The sequence below is a fragment of the Halapricum salinum genome, from assembly GCF_004799665.1.
In the GTDB taxonomy this organism is placed as follows: domain Archaea; phylum Halobacteriota; class Halobacteria; order Halobacteriales; family Haloarculaceae; genus Halapricum; species Halapricum salinum.
This window is the reverse complement of the sequence record NZ_CP031310.1, coordinates 1,881,456-1,901,045: the sequence shown is the minus strand read 5'-3', so window position 1 is coordinate 1,901,045 and position 19,590 is coordinate 1,881,456. Positions and strand designations below refer to the sequence as shown.

Here is a 19,590-nt window from a genome sequence, read left to right as displayed (position 1 = left end):
ATCAGACTACACAGTAGAAAGTCTCAGAGTCTGAAAACGGGGGTGCTAGTTCAAGCGCCGAGCCGACGTATTGGTGAGCATGAGCATCCCGACCAGTGACAGCACGTACCGAGTGCGCGAGCGCCGTTCGGCCGTGCCGGCCTACGGGCCGATCGAGGCAGCCGTCGGATTCGTCGTCTTCTACGCAGTCTTCGATCGCGTGACGCCGACTGTCGTCGACGTGCTCACCGACGCCGTCTCCGATCTATCGGCGTCGGCCGTCGGATTCGGTCTGGCGTCGTTCCTGTGGTTCGTCCTCGCGGTGACCATCATCGACCAGACCCGGCGACAACTGGCCGCGCTCGGAATCGTGGACGCCGACCCAGGGTGGCAGTTCACCAGCGGACCGGCCACGCTCTCGGATCGGCTCGCCATCCAGTATCTCGCCGTGAGTCTCGTCAGCGGCCTGTTGGCGGCCTGGACGTTCGAACGCGCGATGACGGCGCTCGCGTCGACGATTCGTCTCGTCGCGACCCAGGATACCAGCGAGTTCGCCGTCGGAGAGGCTCTCTGGATGGTCGGCTTCTTCGTCGGCGCTGGCGTGGCGGCGTACGCACTCGACAGACTCCTGATCGGCGTGATCAGGACGAGGCGGGGCGGGTGAGTCGGCGGCGAACCCGTCAGCCGGCCCCATCAGAACTCGATCGTCGCGAGATCAGATTCGAGGTCGGCCACGTGGTCGTTGTAGGCGGCGACGAACTCACGGAACTGGGGTGCGTATTCGCGGATCTCGGCCGCCGGTGGTGGCTGGTACTGCGAGAGGAGGTAGACGCCACCAGTGCCGCCGACACGGAGATAGGAGACGCCGTCGCGGTCCCACTTCAGTTCCCAGCGCGTGCCCTCGACTCGCGTGGTGTAGGTGCCGTAGTCGCCGCCCTCGTAGCGGTGGAGTTCGCCAGCGATCCGATCACAGACCTCGCGGATTCGATCGAGCACCCGGTCGCGCTCGGCGACGACCGTGTCGGTGCTCGCGACCTCGGGAAAGTCAGTCGAGACGTCATCGAGCACGCCCGAGAGTGAGGCGACGTAGTCAGCGAACCCGGCGACGAACGCGTCGTAATCGACCATCGCGTCGGCCAGGGCATCGGGTTCCGGCGGCTGCTTGGTCGAGACGACGTATATTTCGGACCCCCGCTTCGGGTCGAACCGCAGATACTCCAGATCCCCGCCCTCGTACTTGACAGTCCACTCGCCGCGGTCGGTCTCGATCGTGGCCTGTCCGTAGTCGCCACCTTTGAGCCGAGCGAGCTGGTAGGCGATCTGTCCGGCGTGGTCTCGAACTGCCGCGACGAGATCGTCGCGCTGCTCGGCGATTTCGGTGGCGTCCGTGGGGTCACGCGGCGGCCAGTCAGTCACACGCCGCTGTCAGGCGTCAGCGAGGATAACGCGTCCGATTCGAAGCGCAGAAACAGATGTGTTACTCGTGTGCCCATTCCGGATCCGTCTTCGACCAGAAACACAGGACTTTTTCGGACGATTCGGTTTCGATATCGGCATTGGGTTTTGCTTTCGAACTCATATTACACCTATACGTTCCAGATTGTTGTATTTATATCTGCCCCTAAGAGGGTCGATAGGCATCCGGGACCGAACAAGGAATATAAGGTTCGCAGAAGCCGGCGATGACAGCGTCAATCCGCACTGATGGTCGTCTGCTGGCGGACGTCGGCTTCGAGGCGGCGGGCGTGTTCCAGGCGAAGCTGTCGAGCCGCCGCCGGGGAGACGACGTCCCGTCCAGCGAACTCGGCCGTGGTCGGGTCGTACGCACTGATATCCAGACCCATGCGGTCGAGGTACGCCCGGACCGCCACCGAGTCGAGGCCGTCGCGGATCGCCGCGTTGACGTACTCGACGAGGGCGTCGAACTCCGGGAGAACGATCTCGGTGTCACTCCGGTAGCCGCGGTCGCCCTCGATGCGGACCTCGGTGCCGTCGAGTCCGGCCACGACGCCGGCAATGTCGTCGGCCAGGCGAAGGATCTGACTCGGGAGGGCAGTGTCGGGCGAGCGCCACTCGACGGTCCCGAAGGCCGCTCTGAGTTGGACGGGTGTCCAGACCGTACTCTCGGGGTCGAAGTCCGCGTGAAACGCTCGGCGGTCGACACCGGCCTCACTGGCCGCCGTGTGAAAATCCTCGTACCGGCGTTCGAGCCGGCGCGTCCAGTCGTCCCTATCCTGGGCATAACGCCACAGCCGCCCCTGATGTGGGACGGTGTCGTAGGCCATCCACCGATAGAGCTTCGAGCGGGCGCCGGCGGCCAGTCGTCGGCCCTCGAAGTACGGCGAGGAGTTGACGAGCGCGAGTGCCGGATCGAGCGCGATCAGGGTGTTGAGCTGGTCGATCGCTCGGCCCCGTTGCTGTTCGACGTGAATGTGTGTGCCCGCACAGTGACGGACGCATCGAAAGTCGTCACCGACGACCTCGTTCTGGATCCGCGTCCGCTCGCTGGGGATCTCGGCGATCTCGTCGGCGTGGATGGGTGTCGCCAGCGGGACCAGGTGCTTGCCGAGGTCCTCGGCGCGGTCGAGAACGGCCGAGAGCCGATCCAGCAGTTCGGCGCGGAGGTCCCGTGTCGAGGCACACGGTGTGGTCTTGATCTCCAGCATCGGCTCGACGAACTCACGCTCGGCGCCGGCCGTGGCGGCGACGAGTGCTCCCGGTTCGACGAGATGCCCGTCGTCGTCGACGACCCAGTACTCGACTTCGACACTCCGCCTGATCTGTCCTGATTCGGTCATTGACACCGACCTCGGTTGTTCGACCACACCCCCAGTCGGCAGGGAAAGTGTGGTATCACTACACACAGATATCTCGATAGGCGGTACAAGAAGATAGGGAGATGCGCAAAAATTGCACCGTTTTCCAGTTCAAAGCCGAACTGAAAGTGTCTGAAACGGAACGATTGCGAAGTTATTAGTCAGAAGCCCCAAATTCATCCAACAATGGACGAGCCGCGGATCGCTCTACTGAACGCCGCGCACGCGGCAGCCGACACCCGGCGCAACTTCGAGCGGGAGGTCGACGCCGAACTCGTCGAGTTTCACGCGCCCAGCGGAGAGCTTCCCTCGTCGTTCGCGTTCGACGGCTGCGTCGTCACGGGGTCGAGTGCCTCCGTCTACTGGGATAAACCCTGGATCGGACGGCTGAAGGAGTGGGTCGGCGAGGCCGTCGAGGCCGGCCTGCCCTTCCTCGGGATCTGCTACGGTCACCAGCTACTGGCGAACGTCCTCGGCGGGCAGGTCGAGGCGATGGGCGAATACGAGATTGGCTACCGGACGATCCACCGGACCGACGAGAGTCGGCTGCTTGCGGGTATCGACGAGGACTTCACCGCGTTCACGACGCACTCCGACCACGTCCGTCGAGCACCGCCGGGTGCGACGGTGTTCGCACGCAACGACTACGGCATCCACGGATTCCGGAAAGGTCGTGTCTTCGCCGTACAGTTCCATCCCGAGTACGACAGGGAGATGGCACGAACTGTCACCGAAGGCAAAGACCTCGACGACGAACGAATCGACGCTGTCCTCGAGGGGATCACCGGGGAAAACTACCGGGCAGCCTGTGAGACCAAACAGTTGTTCGACAACTTCCTGGCGTTCGTCGAGCAGGTTCACCCGGGCCGAGCAGTCGTGAACGAGTGATCAGCACGTCCAGGAATCCCGGAAACGCCGCCGCCACGTCTCGCCCAGTTCCGGAGCCGTCGCGTCGTAGCCCTTCTGACGTAACTCGGCCGCGAAGTCCCCGCAGCGATCCCCGTGATTGACGAGGATCTCTGCGTTTCGATAGGCGTCGAGAAAGTCGAGCAGTCCGTCGCGATCGGCGTGCGCCGAGAAGTCGTACGATTCTACCTGGGCCGCGACCGGCATCCGACGGCCGTCGATCTCGGCGCTGCCCGTATCGAGCAACTCCCGGCCGGGCGTGCCTTCGACCTGGTAGCCCGTGAAGGCGATCTTGTTCACGGGTCGGTCCGCGATCTCGGGGACGTAGGTCATCGCCGGGCCGCCCGAGAGCATCACTAATGAAGATCTGCTAGTACATCGCTATTTCCTCTCATATGATTTCTTTTTTATTCTCTAGGCCGAAAGCGCCACTCTCATAGCCCGAAGGGGGCGTTTGGAGATCGGGTATCTAGATACGGTCACTAATCCACGCGGTTTTGCTCAGGGCAAAACTAAAGTTGGTTTGGTTCATAGCCAAACCTGTGCTATGATCGAGACTGGCAACGCGGACGAGGCGACCAATATGAGCAATTATGATGCGGACCTCGTCTTCGCAGCACTCCCAAAGAACGTCAAGAGCGACATCGAAGAAGATGCTCGTAAGGAAGCAGACGAGGAACTCGTCATGCTCTGGAACGGCGAACCCATCGTCGAGAATCTCCAAGACGACCTAGCGTCGTACGGTTCACATTTCGGAGAAGAATACGTCAAAATGCGCGAGCTTGATCCATTACGTGATTTCGGCGACGAACCACCTCAATTGACAGGGAATCTTGAGGTCGGGCTCACGGGGGATTATCCACGAGAAGAGTTCTACGAGAACGCCCTCTCCGATTGGGCAGACGCTTACCTCCGCGCCATCCGAGGTGAGATTCGTCGATTACAACAGGAAACCGTTCTTTCACCTCGGGAATTCGTCGCGTTCGTATTGTCCGAAAACCCCCGATACACGTGGGACGATGCTTCCGACCGAATGCGGATTGCTCGGGGAACCTACGGTGGGAAGATGAGTAACGAAGTACGGCCGAAAATCCAGCAGGCAAAACAAACCGTCGATTTCGTCGAATCAGTCCAACATGGATTCGAAAACCAGGGGTGAATTTTCGTGGCTTCTGCTTCTATGAATGTCGAGTCCATTCGATCGACCTTTCGGCACACGCTCGACGACTGTATCTACGAGGTATACGCGCTCAAGTGCGAACCTGAGTGGCAACTCCCCCTGCTGTACGAACCCCGTCTCTCGTTGAAGTCTAGAGATTACCCCCTCACTGAGGTTCCGAAATACGCATTTCGCCATCGATATTATCACCAGGCGACGGTATACGACGCAGCCGTACCGAGAGAGAAACGGGAGCACATTCCCTCATGGAAGGTATTCGCTGACGCCGCGAACACTGTTTACTACGTCGGACGTACAGAGGCTTTCAACTCTCGTCTAAACGAACATCAATCTGGGACGGGATCTAACCTCACGGCCGAGGCTACAGTCCAAAAGGTAGCAATCAGACAGCAATATCCACAGAATCTTAAAGAAAGGATAGTCGAAGCTCTCGCTGACGACATCGACTCTCGAGAATCTGCCCGGGAGCTTGCCGCCTCAATGGGTGTCGGAACTGAAGCCAAGTTAAATACCAAAGCTACAGAGTTGCGTGAGCTCCGAGAATGCATTCAGAACTCGCGCACAATAGTCACTCTTGAAGAAGCAGCTGAACTAGCGGACGACTACAGCCTTTCCGCTGTAGAAGAGTGTGTCACCGACGCTCGGACTAAGCGCCGCGATGCAGAGCGTGAGCTTGCACAGAATCTTCTACGACTCCCTCATTCCGACGAGGGAACCCGCGAGATAAATGTGGCAGATATCGACTCCTTTGCGTACTGGAACTGAAATATTATTACCAATATTATGATACCATCAGACAGTAGGTCTTATTTCACAACCGCCGGTCGATACTCCTCAAGTGGTCCTCGCAGGAGCGATAGGATCCCCCATCGACTACAAACTCGTCGTGCTGTTTGGTAATTCACTCCTGTGATTCCCTCGATTTCCCGGTATGAAAGGCCGGCTTCGCGCAGTGCGAGAATCTCTTCAGTCTCGCTCCAAGCGTCACCGTGAGTGATGCTCTCCCCGTTCGCAGTGACGCGGCAGCCGTGCGGGGGCCGTCCATGCCAAGCACCCCGTGCCACGCGCTGTTGGGTTTTTGCTGTCGCTGCTTCGATTTCGGCTCGCTTCTGTACGTCATCACCAGTAGCTCGCGCAGCTTCGACAATCAGCGCATGGTCGTCGTCAAGATCTACTGCGCGCCCTAAGCGTACCGAGTGTACTGGAACGTCGAGTGAATCCATTTCCAGGAGCACCCGCAGTCGGTCTTTCCGATCGCGGGACAGTCGGTCAAGCTTCGGAACGATGATCGCCGCAATCCGTCCGCTGCGCACATCGTCGAGAAGCTCCTGATATTCGTCACGCTCCGAATCAAATCCGCTTTCCCACCGGCCTTCATCGTACAGCTCCAGCTGGAACCCCTCAGCCTCTGCATATTCGTTGACGGCCGCGCGCTGGTCCGGAAGGCTCTCGCCATCTTGTGAGAGGCGAACGTATCCCGCGGCGACTGGTTTGTCACTGCTCATCGTCCTCGTTGCGAGTGATCGTGAGCTCGATCCGGTTTCGAGATTTTGCCTCCCAGTCGAGACTGGCGCCCTCCAAATCGAGTAGTTCTACGACTTGCTTGGGGACTGTTGTCCGATACTGTTCGATGTCATCACGATCGTCACGCTCTGTGACCGTCTTGGTGATCTTTGTTCGGGGCACGAGTCGTCCTCACTAGTTAGCACTAATAGTTGCGCTACAATAAGTACTATATCGGCCACTCAAATGCTGTTACGGAAAGCCACCTAACTGTAACAGGCAATAATTCGCTCCTCACAGCAGTGGGTCGGTTCGAGAGTCGAATCGTACCGACGAAGCCAAACGTTTCAGCCTGCTAGTGACCACAGATGGAGATCCAGTTCCTTGGTGGTGCCGGCGAGGTCGGGCGGAGCGCCGTTCTCGTCAACGACTCGCTGTTACTGGATTACGGTCTGAAAACCGAGACGCCCACCCAGTATCCTGTCGGCGACGTTGCTCCCGACGCCGTTGTCGTCTCCCACGGGCATCTCGACCACGCCGGAGCGGTCCCTACATTGCTCTCGGGGGACGACCGGCCAGAGATTCACTGGACACCACCGACGCGTGATCTTACGCGCACGCTTGCTCGGGACACTTTGAAGTTACATGGTGGGACAATGCAGTGCCCGTTCACTGAGGAAGATGTCCACCGAATCGGCGAAGTTTCGCATCCCCACGGCTACGGCGACTCCTTTGAGGCCGCTGGCCACGAAATCACCTTCTTCAACGCCGGACACATCCCCGGAAGCGCACACGTTCTCGTCGATGACGGTGAAACACGACTCCTCTACACCGGAGACTTCCACACTGATGACCAACGGCTCGTCACAGGGACGACAGCCCGTCCGGACGCGGACGTCGTGATCTGTGAAAGCACGTATTCTGACGTTGACCACGATGCTAGAGGCGTGGTTGAAGAGCGATTCGCGGAAAGTGCGAAGACGACGCTGTGGGAAGGCGGGACCGTCGTTATCCCGGCGTTCGCGATTGGGCGTACGCAGGAGATGCTGTTGATTTGCGATCGCTACGATATCCCGTGCTACGTTGACGGTATGGGACAACAGGTGACCCAGATGTTGCGCCAGTATCCGGGTTTCGTCCGTGACGCCGATGCGCTGCAACGCGCAAAGTCACATGCCAGGTTCGTCTCCGGCCGGGATGGGCAGCGACGGCGGATCGCCGAGGAGAACACAGCAATCGTGACGACCAGCGGCATGCTATCCGGTGGTCCGGCCATGAGCTATATTCCGGAGATCGCTGACCGACCAACGAACAAAATCACGCTCACCGGCTATCAGGTCGAAGGCACGCCCGGCCGGGAACTCCTCGATACAGGGTCTGCTGAGATTGATGGGCACCACATGCCTGTCGCTGCGCAGGTCGAATCCTACGATTTCTCCGCGCACGCTGACCGCGGAGGGCTCCGGAGTTTTCTGGATGACTACCGCAGCGCCGAGATCCTCGTCAATCACGGCGACCGCTGCAACGAGTTCGCTGCGGAGTTGCGCCAGAAAGGCTACGATGCGATGGCACCTGACCTCGGTGAGACGTGGCGACGGAACCTGCGTGACTCGTGGACGTGCTAACTGGGCCGACCTATTAGTTACTGCCGGACGAAATAACGTGGTATCATGCAGCATGCCTTTCGAGTGGGGCAGCAATACCGCGACACCGGGAGCTACCGGAACCCTGATGACCAATTCCTCCGATGGATTCGCGGTTCACTCGACAGCGGCATCAAAAACACGGGCGGGATCCGTGACCTCGGTGCGGATCGGTCTGAGATCCCTGCGGCGCTCGTGCTCATCTCGAACGACAGCGGTATCTCCCAGCACGACGATCCCTGGGAGGATACCTTGGCCGTCAACGCCGGCTACATCAGCTATTGGGGCGACGCCAAAGCTGACAACCCGTACGATGATTCCCCGAACAACCAGAAAATCAAGTCCGCGTTCGACCGGGCCGCTGCCGGTCAGCGTGAGGAGGTCCCGCCAGTCCTGGTCTTCCGGAAACCGGAATCAGGCGTCGTCGAATTCTGCGGGCTGTGCGTCCCGGATCGCTTCGAGGTCTGCTCCTACCAGGACGACACCGGCACACAGATTCCGAACTACCTCTTCCATTTCTCGGTTCTAAACACCCAGTCGGTCCCGGTCGCGTGGCTGCATGACCGCGCCCAAATGAACGACAATGATCGCGCCCCGGCTGTCTGGCAGCGCTGGGTCGAAACAGGCGACGTCGCCCAGTGGCCGACCGGAGAGATCCTCGAGCAAAGCGGTCGGGTTCGCCGCTACGAGACTACTGAGACCGGCGTGAGTGACGCCTTCAGAGCGGACACCTTCGACCGCTACGGTCACGCATGCACCATGACCGGGATCGAAGAAGCGGACCTGCTGGATCTCGCGCACGTCCTTCCCCGGAGTCAACGCCCCGAGTTAGCCGAACACCCTGAGAACGTCCTCGTGTTGAACGCGCTGCATCACCGCGCGTTCGACGCCGCCCTGTTCACTATCGACAGCAACTACCGAATACAGACCAGCCCCTCTTTCGACCCAGCACATCCCTTCCTCCGCGAAACCATCCTCGACCGGGACGGCGACCAACTCTCGTTCCCCCCTGACGCCCAGATCCGGGCATCATTCCTCGAGGACCTCAACACTGGCCTTTCGTGGCTGTAACGTTCTATCGATTCACTTAGTCGAATAGACAGGGAGTCGGAATCTGGGTGTTATTTTAGACCTGCCACTTGTCGAGGACGTCGAGGAATTCGATTCGCTGTTGGTAGACCGTCGCGCGATTGTCATGGCGTACTTCTTCGGGGTCATACCCATGGTTCTTCATTGGTGAACGAAATAGATCAGCAGAATTCTGACGTTCCTCTTCATTTTCAGGTGTCTCAGATGATGCCTCTACAGCGTTGGGGGTGGCTTCCGAGACCCGCTCTATGTCAGCGTGGTAGCGGGCGATATTTGCTTCGTGGTCAAATTCAGCAGGTGACATCTGATCAGATATTTCGATGTTGACTGTGGGACGGATGTTGAAATTGCCGCCAGTCCCGATCAAAGTCCCGCGGTGATACGCTTTAGCGAGTCCAAGTGATGCGCATGCCTCTCGGTGGCCTACCGGCAAGTTTGCGTATAAGAAGTCGAAGAGTTCACTCATAATATGTTCAAACTGCTCTCGCTCCGTTGACTCTTGGATCGAGTTGAAGATCTGGGCTTGGTCGCGACCTGAGAGCAGGTTATTCACTACAACTAAATCAAGGAGCGCGTGTTCGAGTCGCCGCCGAATCCGATGGCGTCGTTGTTTGACTGCATTTTCGGGGTCACTGTACGAACTCATATCGAGGTCTCCGAACAAGTACTGCCGGTCCTCAGTGGTCAGGACACCTTTCGGACGATCCGTCGCATTGAGCAAGGTCATGCGTTATGCTGAGGCATAACTTCTTTAAATACATTAATATTATGGATTACGAACCCTATGTATCACATAACCGACTCCGGATGACTCAGACTACTGGCGTACCTGCGACCAAGCACGATCCCATCGTCTCTCAGCTCCCAGTAGATATCGATCAACAGCAATCGATTGACTTGCTGTACGAGATAGGAGATAGAGTAGATATCCGTCAAATTAATCGCGTGTACGGTGACTGCATCGAGATCGAGTATCCAGTGAAGTCAATTAATTCACTTGATGACATTAGGTTGATCGAGTCACAATTTGCTGCGCACAATGCAGTTGATGATATTGACAGAGAGTTGATAGACGAAGCCATCAAAGACGTGATACCGGTCTATCTTGAGCAGGAGGAAGAAACACTGCCAGAAGACCCGATCCTTGCTGCCCGTGTGTCTGCGTTGATCTTCGGGCAGACACGAGAACTTGGATCGACTAAGAATTTACTCAAATATTTCAGAGATAACCCCAGCTCACGCCAAGCATATGGACTCGATATCAATCACGGTCTCAGTGAAAGCACCCTCTCGAAGGCTCGCACACAATACGGACTAAATAAACCATCAGTACAAAACGCGATCCGCCGCCTCAAACATGCTCTATACCGTAACGGGTTATTAACAGAGACCCTGTCAGGCGCTGAGTACACGGTCAATCAAGCGATACCTCTGGGAGAGAGCCTACCCGATGATCTCCGATACCGCGCACTTGTGAATTATTGTGACTTACTATTAGCTCATCTGACAGAGGATATCTCGTTTAATAGGGCAGAAAATGCGAAGTATTCAATTCGAGAGATTATTGCTGCACTTGCAAAGTGGGCTGTAGACGGGACTTTCAACAAAGGTGAGCGTCGCGCGCAATTACAATTCCAAGATGACCTCATAACATATAGTCGCTTCCGGCAGGTAATCCGCGACAATATTGCGAAAGGGGATTTCTATCAATCAAAACAAAGAATTAATCGTATCGGCACAAAGCTATGCCAGAATCTGATCCAATTTGCTGACGAAGAATTGGATTTCTTTTCGACCCCGCTGGATCTTACTTTCGATCCGACTTGGATTCCAATCGATGAAGGTGCTGAACCGGAAGATGTCCCAGGAGCGATGGGGACTGTCAAAGTCGAGGAGAATGGTGGCTTCTACATCTCCACAGGAGTTAGTTTCACCCCGATGTCGAGACTATCCTTCGGGGTGGATTTATTAACCGAGAAGTCGGCACTACCGAAGTCTATTTGGGAGATGATAGCTCTCATAGAGGATGTTTCGGAGATCGGGTGGGTTCTCGCTGACAGGGAATTTAATGGCGCTGAAATCATCGATTTGTTCCGCACCGCTGCTGAAGAGACATGGATTATTCGGTTAAAAAACCACCGCGACATCGTCGAGAAAGAGGAATATCACGAGTTACAAAAAGACGGGCAAGCAGTAATCTCGATCGACAAATCCGAGGTAAACGCATTTTGGAAAGAGATTGACAGAGATAGTCAAAGACATGTGTTACAAGAAGAGGATGATGAATTTATGCTCATCAGCGGCATGCCGATGGATAAAACAACGATCTCTCAGCTTGCCGCAAAATACCCTGACCGATGGTCAGCTGAAACACACATCAGACAATTAAAACATGATCATTCACCTGAGATGGCGCATCTGTCCGGCCTGGAACAGACATTCATTCTCAATATAGCATCCGCATTTTATAATATACATAAAATAATTAGCCAATCTGTATCCCCAAACCTTGGACTGCCACTTCAACCAAAACACTACGACGTGTTAACAGGCATCATTGAATCAACGTTTGCTCGTCGCCCTCAGCCCCACATATGAACCCAATGACCACCAAACTTGATCTGACATCGTACCGACGAATGATCCGGCCATTGTCAGTCTACTCCGAGATGAGCCGAGCTGAGGGTATCGCTGGCCACATCAAATGGGAGATCGGTGAAGAAATCCGGCTATATGGACAAGATTCGCCAGCCATTCCGACCAGGCTGTCTGTTGTCCGGTTGAATGCCAACGTAGCTACCGGTGGCAATCATCCTGATATCTTAACTGAGGTACCCAAGACTAGAGGCTTTGGTGCTAGCACCGATGGACGTGACGTCAGAATCAAAATCAACCCAGAGAAAGACCATATAACAATCCAAAGTGACACTCTTCGTTATCATATGTCGAAGAGTATAGGGGCGCCAGATATCGTTCTTAAACAACAGTACCTGCCGATGAACGATATCAAACTTAAAGCGTCCATCCCCTCAGATACCTTGCGGAAATACTTCCAACTAGCACCGTCGGGGCCACTCACACTGAAAATCAGTGAGCATACGGTGAAATTCGTTACAAAGGGAGTAACCACAAAGGCGATATTTGACCTTACAAAGTATCTAACCTCCTCCCCAGATCGTGCCGAAACCGAGCAGGTATACAATCTCTATCCACTCACAGAAGTGATTTGCAAATTCCCATCAGTGGGCGAGATAGAACTGCTTATCAACGAGAATTTGATCGGATTCCGATATAGCTTCAGCAACAATGTCGGGAGTCTACACCACTACCAGCGCAGTAAATAGCTACCTTCCTTCCTGCTCCCTGTACTATCGGAACTCTCATCAGGGCAATCACTGAATCTCTTGACTCCCAGTGTCATCAACTAGAATTCCTGAATCCACCTCCGTCGCACACATTCACATCCTTCGAGTGACACGACGAAAGATTCTCACAGACTAATCTCGACCCCTTTCCGAGAATATTAGTTCCTCTACCAATATGGATAAGAGACTTGAACAGCTAACTTTCTGCCGCCGATTAGGCCATGATTGAGCACTCCATACCAGATACAGCTCTGAATCCGGACCACATAATGAAAAAATAACAACACAAATCTTGGATGTCGCGGATGCAGATCCACATGGCGACATCGCCAAACTTCGATATACTCGCCCGAAACGGAGTGATTGCTCCGTTGTCAGCCCCGTGTCCGCGCGGTTACGTCACTGCCGTGACTGCGTCGGCGTCGCCGCCGTGGTTTGGACCGGGCACGTTCCACAGATCACGGTTTCGACGGCGTGGTCCTCGCCGCAGACCCCGCACTCGGCCTGCACCGACCGGTGACTGCGTCTGGTTCACAAGGCCGGCTTCCAGCGGTGACCGGGATCGAATCTGAAGGAGGGATTGAGGCTTGTTCAGGGGTTATAATACCGTGCGGAAATCCGGTCTGCTCTGGCTGTGACGCTGGATACTGGTGTCAGAGGTGTGCGTCGAAGAAGGAGACGAGTTGATTACCCATCTTGACGCGGTTCTCTGTGCACGTGATTTCGTGGCCCTCGTCTTCGAATAGCAGGTACTCGTGCGGAATATCGCGATCGCGGAGCGATGACACCAGTTCTTCAGCCTGCCCTTCAGGGACCCGTGGATCGTTGCGTCCTTGCACGATGAACAACGGATCCTGGATCTCGGCAACGTAGTGGATCGGTGAGCGCTCGCGGTACAGGTCCGGGTTCTCCGCAGGCGTCCCGCCGAGTTTCCGGATTAAGTAGTCACCGAGAAATTGGCGAGCGTTTTCAGCAGCGGTTTCCCAGTTGACGACGCCGCAGATACTCGCCCCGGCATCGAACGCGTCGGTCGCGCCAACCCCCATCAGCGTCAGGTAGCCACCATAGGACATCCCAGCGATCCCGACGCTGTCGTGACCCCGGGCACGCAGAAACTCGGCGCCAGCCACAACATCGTCAAGATCACAGCCACCGAGATCGCCGTCGCTGGCTTTCCGGAACGCACGTCCGTACCCGATACTGCCGCGGTAATCTGGTGCCAAGACCTCGAACCCAGCGTATACCAGCGCTTGCGGCACGGGATTCAGCCAATTGTAGTGCTGGGCAGGCGGCCCACCGTGCGGGAAGACAATGGCCGCATCCGCTTGTTCAGCTGGCGTGTACAACCGTGCGGCAATCTCGACACCATCCCGTGTGTCGTAGGTAACCTCTTGCGGAGTTGCTGTCGGGAATGTCACCTGCTCATCTTCACGCAGGACAGCACCGTTCCGACGAATATCTCCCGCTGTCGCCGTACAGAGATGCACATACGACACGCCGTCCGCGGTGGCAGTCAGATCTATATTCATCCCGTGGTCTTCAAGTGTCGTGACATCGCTGCCGTTGAACCGACGCAGTACTCGATTCCCACCCCGGCTTTCGACAAACGCGATGTCCCCCGTCGCGGTCCACCGTGGGTCGTATTTATCCCGTTCGTTCGTAAACGCGACATCGTAGCTACCGTCAGTGTCACCGACCGCGATTTCCCGGTACCCAGTCGCGTGGTTTGTGGTGAATACAATCCCGGTGTCCGACCACGCACCGCGGCCACCGTCAATATACGCGAGTGACTGCTCTGACTCTGGTTCATCGAACAACACCTCGTCAGTGCCTGCACGCAGGTCCACGAGACGCAAGGCCGCCCCGTCGATCAGGCCAGCTTGATACACCAGCTGCTTGCCGTCCGGCGCCCACGCGTATCCACGGACAGATTCGGCCGTTTCGGAGTGTTTCACGACACCTCCAGCGTCGCGATCGACCGTGTACAGGTCAAGTGATTGATCTCGGTTCGACACAAACGCGATTTTCTCACCTTTCGCTGGCTGTGACTGCGGATTCGTCACGAGAAATTCGTCGGCCAAAATCGGCGTGACAGCGCCGGTTTCCGGATCTACTTCCACCAAGTCGTATCGTTCAGCACCCTCCTCATCGCGTAACGCAAGCAAAACCTCTCGACTCGAATCCCAGCGCGGTGACACAACGTCCTCATCAGTGTCTGTGAGACACCCATCAGGCGTCCAGAGTTCGTACGCACCGTCCCGATACACTGCAACCACGACTGTCCCGTCAGGCAACACGGTGTGCCCGCGTGGCCGATGCGTCCCCGCCACCTGTTCAATATACTGCGCAATCGACTCCGGCATACACGACAACACCACACATGTCACTGACTTCAAAATACTGCTCACGACAACTATCACCTGACTCCCGGTGGGCACCATCCCCCGCGACAACAACCCACCAACCGACCACAACCCAACACCACCGAAACACAGCCACCCACAACCCCTCCTGGCAGTCACCGGCTGCAAAAAAACGAAAGAAAGCCCACTCAACGACGTTCAGGACTCCAGCGTCGCCGCATTCGTCTGGGCCGGGCGCACCCCGTAGATCACGGCTTCGACGGCGTGGTCCTCCCCGCAGACACCGCACTCGGCCTGCACCGACACAATGACGGTGCCGACCTCACCAAGCAGTCACTCTTCCACGCTACGCTGCACGACTATGAACTCGAAGCTGCCGGCCTCACCGATATCGACGGCCGCCACGCCTAGTTCCAAGACACAGCACTACAGAACGCCGTCTTCGAGGACGCCGATCTCCACTGGGCTGGCTTCGAATCCACCCTGCTCACCGGCGCCACCTTCGACGACACAGCGCTCATCCACGCAACCCTCACCGGTACCGGAAACACCCTCTCTAAAGTCTCCTTCCGTAACGCCGACCTGACCGACGCCGCCATTGGCTACCAGAAATTCGTCGCCGTAGATTTCACCGCCGCTACGTTCCGCGACGTCAATGACGCCCTGTTTCTCATCGACGGGTCGCTCTCACTGAAAGACGCCTGCTCACGACACGGCCTCGATTTCAGATACGAACGCCATGGAAATCGGAATAGTGTCGAACGTGTCTTTCGTGAGTGAAAACGACGTACTTTTTCGTTCTCACACTGGTTCAGCAACGGCGAAGCAGAGATAGCCGATGATTGGTTTCGATCGTTCGCCGTCGCATGGAATCAGCTAATCTGAACACTACCATTTCAATGGAGTGGAGTTTTTTATATGAGGATATCCGTTAGATTACCATGCTGGGATCACTTGCTGTCGCTCTCGCCTCAGCGGGATTGGAACGGGGGGCAGAAAAGGGTGTCAAAAAGTATCGTGAGAAACTTGTAGAAGAGAAATTTTCTGGAGATATCGAAGCTCTTGGAACTGAATTCAATCAAACGCTACAAAAGTCGATACAGAGAGAGATTGACTACAGTCAATTCCCTGAACTAGAGGTAATTACAGATGATTGGACCCCCGTCGCAGAGGAACTAGATGATATTGATGAGGTGATGTTCGAGGACGAAGCAGACGCTGTTGAGGAAATAGTCGGCGCTATAGAGCGCGCGCATCGGATCGACCCAGCGCAACACCCCGACCTGCACCGTCAATTGATGCAGGCAGTTTCTGAATCGTACGCTCAGGCGATTCACACGTTTCAGAACCGTATCGCTGGGACAGATAGAGCAACCCTGCTCGGTTATCGTTCCATGGATAACCTTCGTGACCAGGTTTCAGAGGTCGATGCTGAAATTGAGAGAATCCAGGCTCGTCTCGAGCGAACAAAATATTATCATCTTTTCGACGGTGACAGGAGAGGCAAGGAGCGGGCGGTTCGGGTACTGGCCGATGGGCTCCCGGAGATCGACTATTTTGACCGTGAGGGCGTCCCTCCGATAGCGCCGAGTGACCGGGTACTGATAACTGGGCCGAAAGGAGTCGGAAAAACCAGGACACTCATCGAATTCATTCGTCAGTCCTCTGATGTTGATCAGATTGTCATTCCTCGACCATCATTGACCGATACGAGCGAGCTAGATGTGCTCGTTGACGAATCGTTCGAAGGACATATCATGTTTGTTTGGGATGATGTTCACGGCGTAGACCCAACAACAAATAATCGGGTTGTCAGGGATGCAGTACTAAAACTCGATGACCAACTAAAGGATACCAAAACATCACTCAGTATTTTCATAACCGCCAGATCGGAGCAACTTCGAAAAATGCCCGGTGACGTCAATGATCCGGAAGGGTTCTGGAGAGAGTTTGAGCAGATACAACTCCAGCAATTCCAAGATAACGCCGCTCTCGGCGAGTTCAGGATGCACGTCAAGGAATCACTGGACATAGAAGTTGACTCTAGTCAGTCTATCGGGTATACTTCCGCAACACCGTTATCAATTGTCAGAAAGTTTCAAGAACTTCAGTCGGACGATGATGACGGTGTAACCGCCGCAGATATCGATATCTGGTCCTATCACTACCAGAACCTCCGAGACCGAGATCCACAACAAACGGCCGTCCTCGATGCGATTCGAATCCTCTCTGACTTGGGAATTGCACCTACGGTACCCCTCATCGAAGGTATCTATCGAGAAGTGTTTTGCTATGACAATCCGGGCGATCGTCTCGAACCTCATCTTGAAGCACTAGAACAGGCGGGTTGGATACAGCGTGGGGAACCACTTGTGCAGTGGGAAGTTCCGCCCCCAGAGAATATAGAAAAGTTCCATATTTCGTCTGCCGTACTTGCGGCCATCCCGGAACCAGTTAATTCGATATATGAACCGCTCGCCGCATTTGCAATTGAATCGCTTGGAAACTATGTCAGCAGCACTGAGCTACGAAAAACAGAAGTTGACGCTCGATGGCGGTGGAAAGCACAAATATCGTATCTATCTGCGGTCAGGATCAAGTTCCTCGAATATCTTGTGGGGGGGCCTCCACAGAAACGTATTAGTTCACATCACAGGATGTCAGACTATTTATCGGAAAGTAACGCCCAGAAACCAAGGAAGCACTATCGATTCGATCCAAATGACAAACGACTCGAAAGTTATGTTACGCCGATATCGGATCATTCACAAGAGGAATTGGAACTGATTCGGGACTGTCTGGATGCGTTTGTCGAGCAGGCAGATACAACTCAGATAGCCCAGACCATAGCAGCACGCTATCTCATGCAATTAGGAGAAGTCAAAGATGCAAAACTAAAACTGGAGAGTGTTATTGAGTCAGCAGAGACTCCGCCAACTGTCTCTCAGGCGTACCTTGGTGTTATTCATCTTCTTCAAAATAATCTTGAAATTGCTTCTCAGCATTTAGCCGAGGTTATCGGAAGCTATCATAGCCCGATCGATCCAGACACACCATTCAATCCCGATCCGGAGTGGGGGCTCGACGAAGATGTTGTCATTGAGTACGCTGTATTGTTAGCCCGTAGTAAAAGATGGGAACCTGCTCTGGATAAATTCGAATATATCGATAGGTGGGCTGGTTTGGATCACGCCCTTACAGCGAAAGACTTCGTTTATTGGGGAGAAGCACTTCTGAAAACGGGTGATCAAGAAACCGCACAAGAGAAGTTCAAAAGGGCGCTCGAGCGCGATCCCGAGCATGTACGAGCCTACGTGGAGTTGGGGAGGCTCGCACAATCCAAGGGTGAGATAGAGGACGCCATCCGCCAGTTCCAGCAGGCCCTTGAGTACTCCGAAGACAATAGCTACGCAGCGTTACAATTAGGGAATTTATACAGGAAGAAGGGGAACTTAAGTAGAGCCAGAGAGAGCTACATCACTGCCGGAAAAACCACTGACGAAGCAGCTCCATTCATCCGTCTCGCGAGTCTTGAAATAGAAGACGACAACCCAAATGGCGCAGTCGATGCCTATGAAAAAGCAATCACTCGGCGGCCAGAGGATATCGAACTCCGAATGACTCAACTTCGCATTCTGTTTGAAGGTATTCCAGTCGATTCTGATCACCTAGAAGGTGAAACCTGGGCCATTCCATCCGTTGATCAGAATCTGAAGAAAAATCATCTCGAGTTTCTCCTTGACCACTTCACAACTGAATTTCCTGACTTCGAATTCGACGAAGAGGGGATGCGTCAGAATGTGCGCGAAGTCATCAGCTGGTATATACAAGCGCCCTTGTCTGAGCCTTGGATGAACGGACCACACCAAGCGACAAACGATTTACTTAGAAAGATCCCCAAGGATAAGCCAACCCTACAGGGTCATGCCCTCAAAACGTACGGGGAATTGGTTATCAGTGCGGATGCCAAACCATTATTGCTCCAGATGCTGGCATATCGCTCGCTCATTAATCGTCGGTACGAAACCGGCGCCTATCTCCTAGAATCACTCGTTGAGTACCGAACCCAACTCGATTCGTCCCATGACCTTTGGCAGAACATCGTTGATGGTGCAGTCCACATCGTCTGTCTTGCTCGCTTAGGGTTCTCGACGATCGATTCTGAAGAACTTCTCGATTGGATTGCCAAGCAATCACATGACCCCTCTGATGAACCATATCAGGGGCTGAAGTATCTCCAGGAAGGCAACGTTGATTACCGGCCTGGCGATCTCAGATACCACGCTGAATCAACGTCCCGAAATATAGATTTCGTTCCGACACCTGACGACCTCAAATCGACCCCGCTCCTAACGCTTGAACAACTGGCATCTGCAACCGTTGTTGAGGAGTTAATGAAATCACAGGAGGATTCTCCCTTCGAGTCAGACCCAGAGTCACCATTGGAGGAACGGCCGGACTCAGACGCGATCTGCACTCTGTATCAAGTTGACGGAATCGGCCGAGAGATCGGTTTCCGGTTACGAACTGCTGGCGTACAGTCAGTCAAGGATTTACAACACCTTACTCCCAAACAATTACAAGAAGTGAAAGGAATCGGTGCCAATTCTGCTGTGCAAATTAAAAATAATGCAGCGTCACTAATAGAAGATACTTAAATTATACCTGCTCCATTGAATACACCGTCACAACTACACCGTCTATCGCTCTCCCCGAAACGGAGTGGTTGCTCCGCTGTCACCGCCT

The 19,590-nt window shown here is 55.2% G+C and carries 16 protein-coding genes and 2 pseudogenes; 11 read left to right on the top strand and 7 right to left on the bottom strand.

The window, feature by feature from the left end; translation table 11 throughout:
* The first annotated feature begins 79 nt into the window (after nucleotides 1–79).
* The gene (locus tag DV733_RS09515; protein WP_049994922.1) at nucleotides 80–643 is read left to right on the top strand and encodes a hypothetical protein; all 564 of its coding nucleotides are present in this window, start codon (nucleotides 80–82) and stop codon (nucleotides 641–643) included.
* 29 nt (nucleotides 644–672) lie between these two features.
* On the opposite strand, the gene DV733_RS09510 is transcribed toward DV733_RS09515, so the two are convergent.
* Nucleotides 673–1,395 (bottom strand): hypothetical protein, encoded by a 723-nt coding sequence (locus tag DV733_RS09510; protein WP_049994923.1) that lies wholly within the window; start codon nucleotides 1,393–1,395, stop codon nucleotides 673–675.
* Nucleotides 1,396–1,670: 275 nt separating this feature from the next.
* Complete coding sequence (locus tag DV733_RS09505; RefSeq protein ID WP_079979563.1) at nucleotides 1,671–2,783, bottom strand: glutamate-cysteine ligase family protein; 1,113 nt, start codon at nucleotides 2,781–2,783, stop codon at nucleotides 1,671–1,673.
* A gap of 198 nt (nucleotides 2,784–2,981) precedes the next feature.
* Here DV733_RS09505 and DV733_RS09500 point away from each other — a divergent pair, with 198 nt between their 5' ends.
* Nucleotides 2,982–3,683: a type 1 glutamine amidotransferase gene (locus tag DV733_RS09500; protein ID WP_049994925.1), complete on the top strand. Its 702-nt coding sequence runs from the start codon at nucleotides 2,982–2,984 to the stop codon at nucleotides 3,681–3,683.
* On the opposite strand, the pseudogene DV733_RS09495 reads toward DV733_RS09500, so the two are convergent.
* Nucleotides 3,684–4,055 (bottom strand): annotated as a pseudogene (locus DV733_RS09495) (MBL fold metallo-hydrolase RNA specificity domain-containing protein); the annotation flags it as partial. It abuts the gene before it with no gap.
* Between the two features lie 193 nt (nucleotides 4,056–4,248).
* On the opposite strand from DV733_RS09495, the gene DV733_RS09490 reads away from it, so the two are divergent.
* On the top strand, nucleotides 4,249–4,860 hold the full coding sequence (locus DV733_RS09490) for a hypothetical protein (RefSeq protein ID WP_049994927.1): 612 nt from the start codon (nucleotides 4,249–4,251) through the stop codon (nucleotides 4,858–4,860).
* Nucleotides 4,861–4,881: 21 nt separating this feature from the next.
* Nucleotides 4,882–5,646, top strand: a complete 765-nt coding sequence (locus tag DV733_RS09485) for a hypothetical protein (protein WP_049994928.1) — start codon at nucleotides 4,882–4,884, stop codon at nucleotides 5,644–5,646.
* A 41-nt stretch (nucleotides 5,647–5,687) separates the two neighbouring features.
* Here the strand turns inward: DV733_RS09485 and DV733_RS09480 are convergent, their stop codons facing one another.
* Both DV733_RS09480 and DV733_RS09475 read right to left on the bottom strand, forming a co-directional pair.
* Nucleotides 5,688–6,386, bottom strand: a complete 699-nt coding sequence (locus tag DV733_RS09480) for a recombinase family protein (RefSeq protein ID WP_079979520.1) — start codon at nucleotides 6,384–6,386, stop codon at nucleotides 5,688–5,690.
* Nucleotides 6,376–6,567, bottom strand: coding sequence for a hypothetical protein (locus DV733_RS09475; RefSeq protein ID WP_049994929.1), 192 nt, complete (start codon nucleotides 6,565–6,567; stop codon nucleotides 6,376–6,378). The genes DV733_RS09480 and DV733_RS09475 overlap by 11 nt, the downstream gene beginning before the upstream one ends.
* A gap of 185 nt (nucleotides 6,568–6,752) precedes the next feature.
* Here DV733_RS09475 and DV733_RS09470 point away from each other — a divergent pair, with 185 nt between their 5' ends.
* Nucleotides 6,753–8,009 carry an MBL fold metallo-hydrolase gene (locus tag DV733_RS09470; protein ID WP_049994930.1) on the top strand — a complete coding sequence of 419 codons (1,257 nt, stop codon included), beginning with the start codon at nucleotides 6,753–6,755 and terminating at the stop codon, nucleotides 8,007–8,009.
* Nucleotides 8,010–8,054: 45 nt separating this feature from the next.
* Nucleotides 8,055–9,098, top strand: a complete 1,044-nt coding sequence (locus tag DV733_RS09465) for an HNH endonuclease (protein ID WP_049994931.1) — start codon at nucleotides 8,055–8,057, stop codon at nucleotides 9,096–9,098.
* A 55-nt stretch (nucleotides 9,099–9,153) separates the two neighbouring features.
* Here the strand turns inward: DV733_RS09465 and DV733_RS09460 are convergent, their stop codons facing one another.
* Complete coding sequence (locus DV733_RS09460) at nucleotides 9,154–9,843, bottom strand: hypothetical protein (RefSeq protein ID WP_049994932.1); 690 nt, start codon at nucleotides 9,841–9,843, stop codon at nucleotides 9,154–9,156.
* An 80-nt stretch (nucleotides 9,844–9,923) separates the two neighbouring features.
* On the opposite strand from DV733_RS09460, the gene DV733_RS09455 reads away from it, so the two are divergent.
* Together DV733_RS09455 and DV733_RS09450 are read left to right on the top strand one after the other, a co-directional pair.
* Nucleotides 9,924–11,714 (top strand): transposase, encoded by a 1,791-nt coding sequence (locus DV733_RS09455; protein ID WP_161569347.1) that lies wholly within the window; start codon nucleotides 9,924–9,926, stop codon nucleotides 11,712–11,714.
* Nucleotides 11,715–11,785: 71 nt separating this feature from the next.
* Complete coding sequence (locus DV733_RS09450; protein ID WP_136342325.1) at nucleotides 11,786–12,460, top strand: hypothetical protein; 675 nt, start codon at nucleotides 11,786–11,788, stop codon at nucleotides 12,458–12,460.
* A gap of 674 nt (nucleotides 12,461–13,134) precedes the next feature.
* Here DV733_RS09450 and DV733_RS09445 read toward each other — a convergent pair.
* Complete coding sequence (locus tag DV733_RS09445) at nucleotides 13,135–14,844, bottom strand: S9 family peptidase (protein ID WP_161569346.1); 1,710 nt, start codon at nucleotides 14,842–14,844, stop codon at nucleotides 13,135–13,137.
* Between the two features lie 264 nt (nucleotides 14,845–15,108).
* Here DV733_RS09445 and DV733_RS17110 point away from each other — a divergent pair, with 264 nt between their 5' ends.
* The 3 genes and pseudogenes from DV733_RS17110 (at nucleotide 15,109) to DV733_RS09430 (ending at nucleotide 19,502) form a co-directional block, all read left to right on the top strand.
* On the top strand, nucleotides 15,109–15,255 hold the full coding sequence (locus DV733_RS17110) for a hypothetical protein (protein ID WP_154019536.1): 147 nt from the start codon (nucleotides 15,109–15,111) through the stop codon (nucleotides 15,253–15,255).
* 237 nt (nucleotides 15,256–15,492) lie between these two features.
* Nucleotides 15,493–15,729: pseudogene (locus DV733_RS09435) on the top strand (IS6 family transposase); the annotation flags it as partial.
* Nucleotides 15,730–15,785: 56 nt separating this feature from the next.
* Nucleotides 15,786–19,502, top strand: a complete 3,717-nt coding sequence (locus DV733_RS09430; protein WP_049994936.1) for a tetratricopeptide repeat protein — start codon at nucleotides 15,786–15,788, stop codon at nucleotides 19,500–19,502.
* Nucleotides 19,503–19,590: the final 88 nt, after the last annotated feature.

Coding starts and splice junctions, on each gene's coding strand:
- DV733_RS09470 (WP_049994930.1), top strand. CDS start 6,753: ATGGAGATCCAGTTCCTTGGTGGTGCCGGCGAGGTCGGGCGGAGCGCC.
- DV733_RS09460 (WP_049994932.1), bottom strand. CDS start 9,843: ATGACCTTGCTCAATGCGACGGATCGTCCGAAAGGTGTCCTGACCACT.
- DV733_RS09500 (WP_049994925.1), top strand. CDS start 2,982: ATGGACGAGCCGCGGATCGCTCTACTGAACGCCGCGCACGCGGCAGCC.
- DV733_RS09515 (WP_049994922.1), top strand. CDS start 80: ATGAGCATCCCGACCAGTGACAGCACGTACCGAGTGCGCGAGCGCCGT.
- DV733_RS09450 (WP_136342325.1), top strand. CDS start 11,786: ATGAGCCGAGCTGAGGGTATCGCTGGCCACATCAAATGGGAGATCGGT.
- DV733_RS09445 (WP_161569346.1), bottom strand. CDS start 14,844: ATGCCGGAGTCGATTGCGCAGTATATTGAACAGGTGGCGGGGACGCAT.
- DV733_RS09480 (WP_079979520.1), bottom strand. CDS start 6,386: ATGAGCAGTGACAAACCAGTCGCCGCGGGATACGTTCGCCTCTCACAA.
- DV733_RS09430 (WP_049994936.1), top strand. CDS start 15,786: ATGCTGGGATCACTTGCTGTCGCTCTCGCCTCAGCGGGATTGGAACGG.
- DV733_RS09485 (WP_049994928.1), top strand. CDS start 4,882: ATGAATGTCGAGTCCATTCGATCGACCTTTCGGCACACGCTCGACGAC.
- DV733_RS09465 (WP_049994931.1), top strand. CDS start 8,055: ATGCAGCATGCCTTTCGAGTGGGGCAGCAATACCGCGACACCGGGAGC.
- DV733_RS09490 (WP_049994927.1), top strand. CDS start 4,249: ATGATCGAGACTGGCAACGCGGACGAGGCGACCAATATGAGCAATTAT.
- DV733_RS09455 (WP_161569347.1), top strand. CDS start 9,924: ATGACTCAGACTACTGGCGTACCTGCGACCAAGCACGATCCCATCGTC.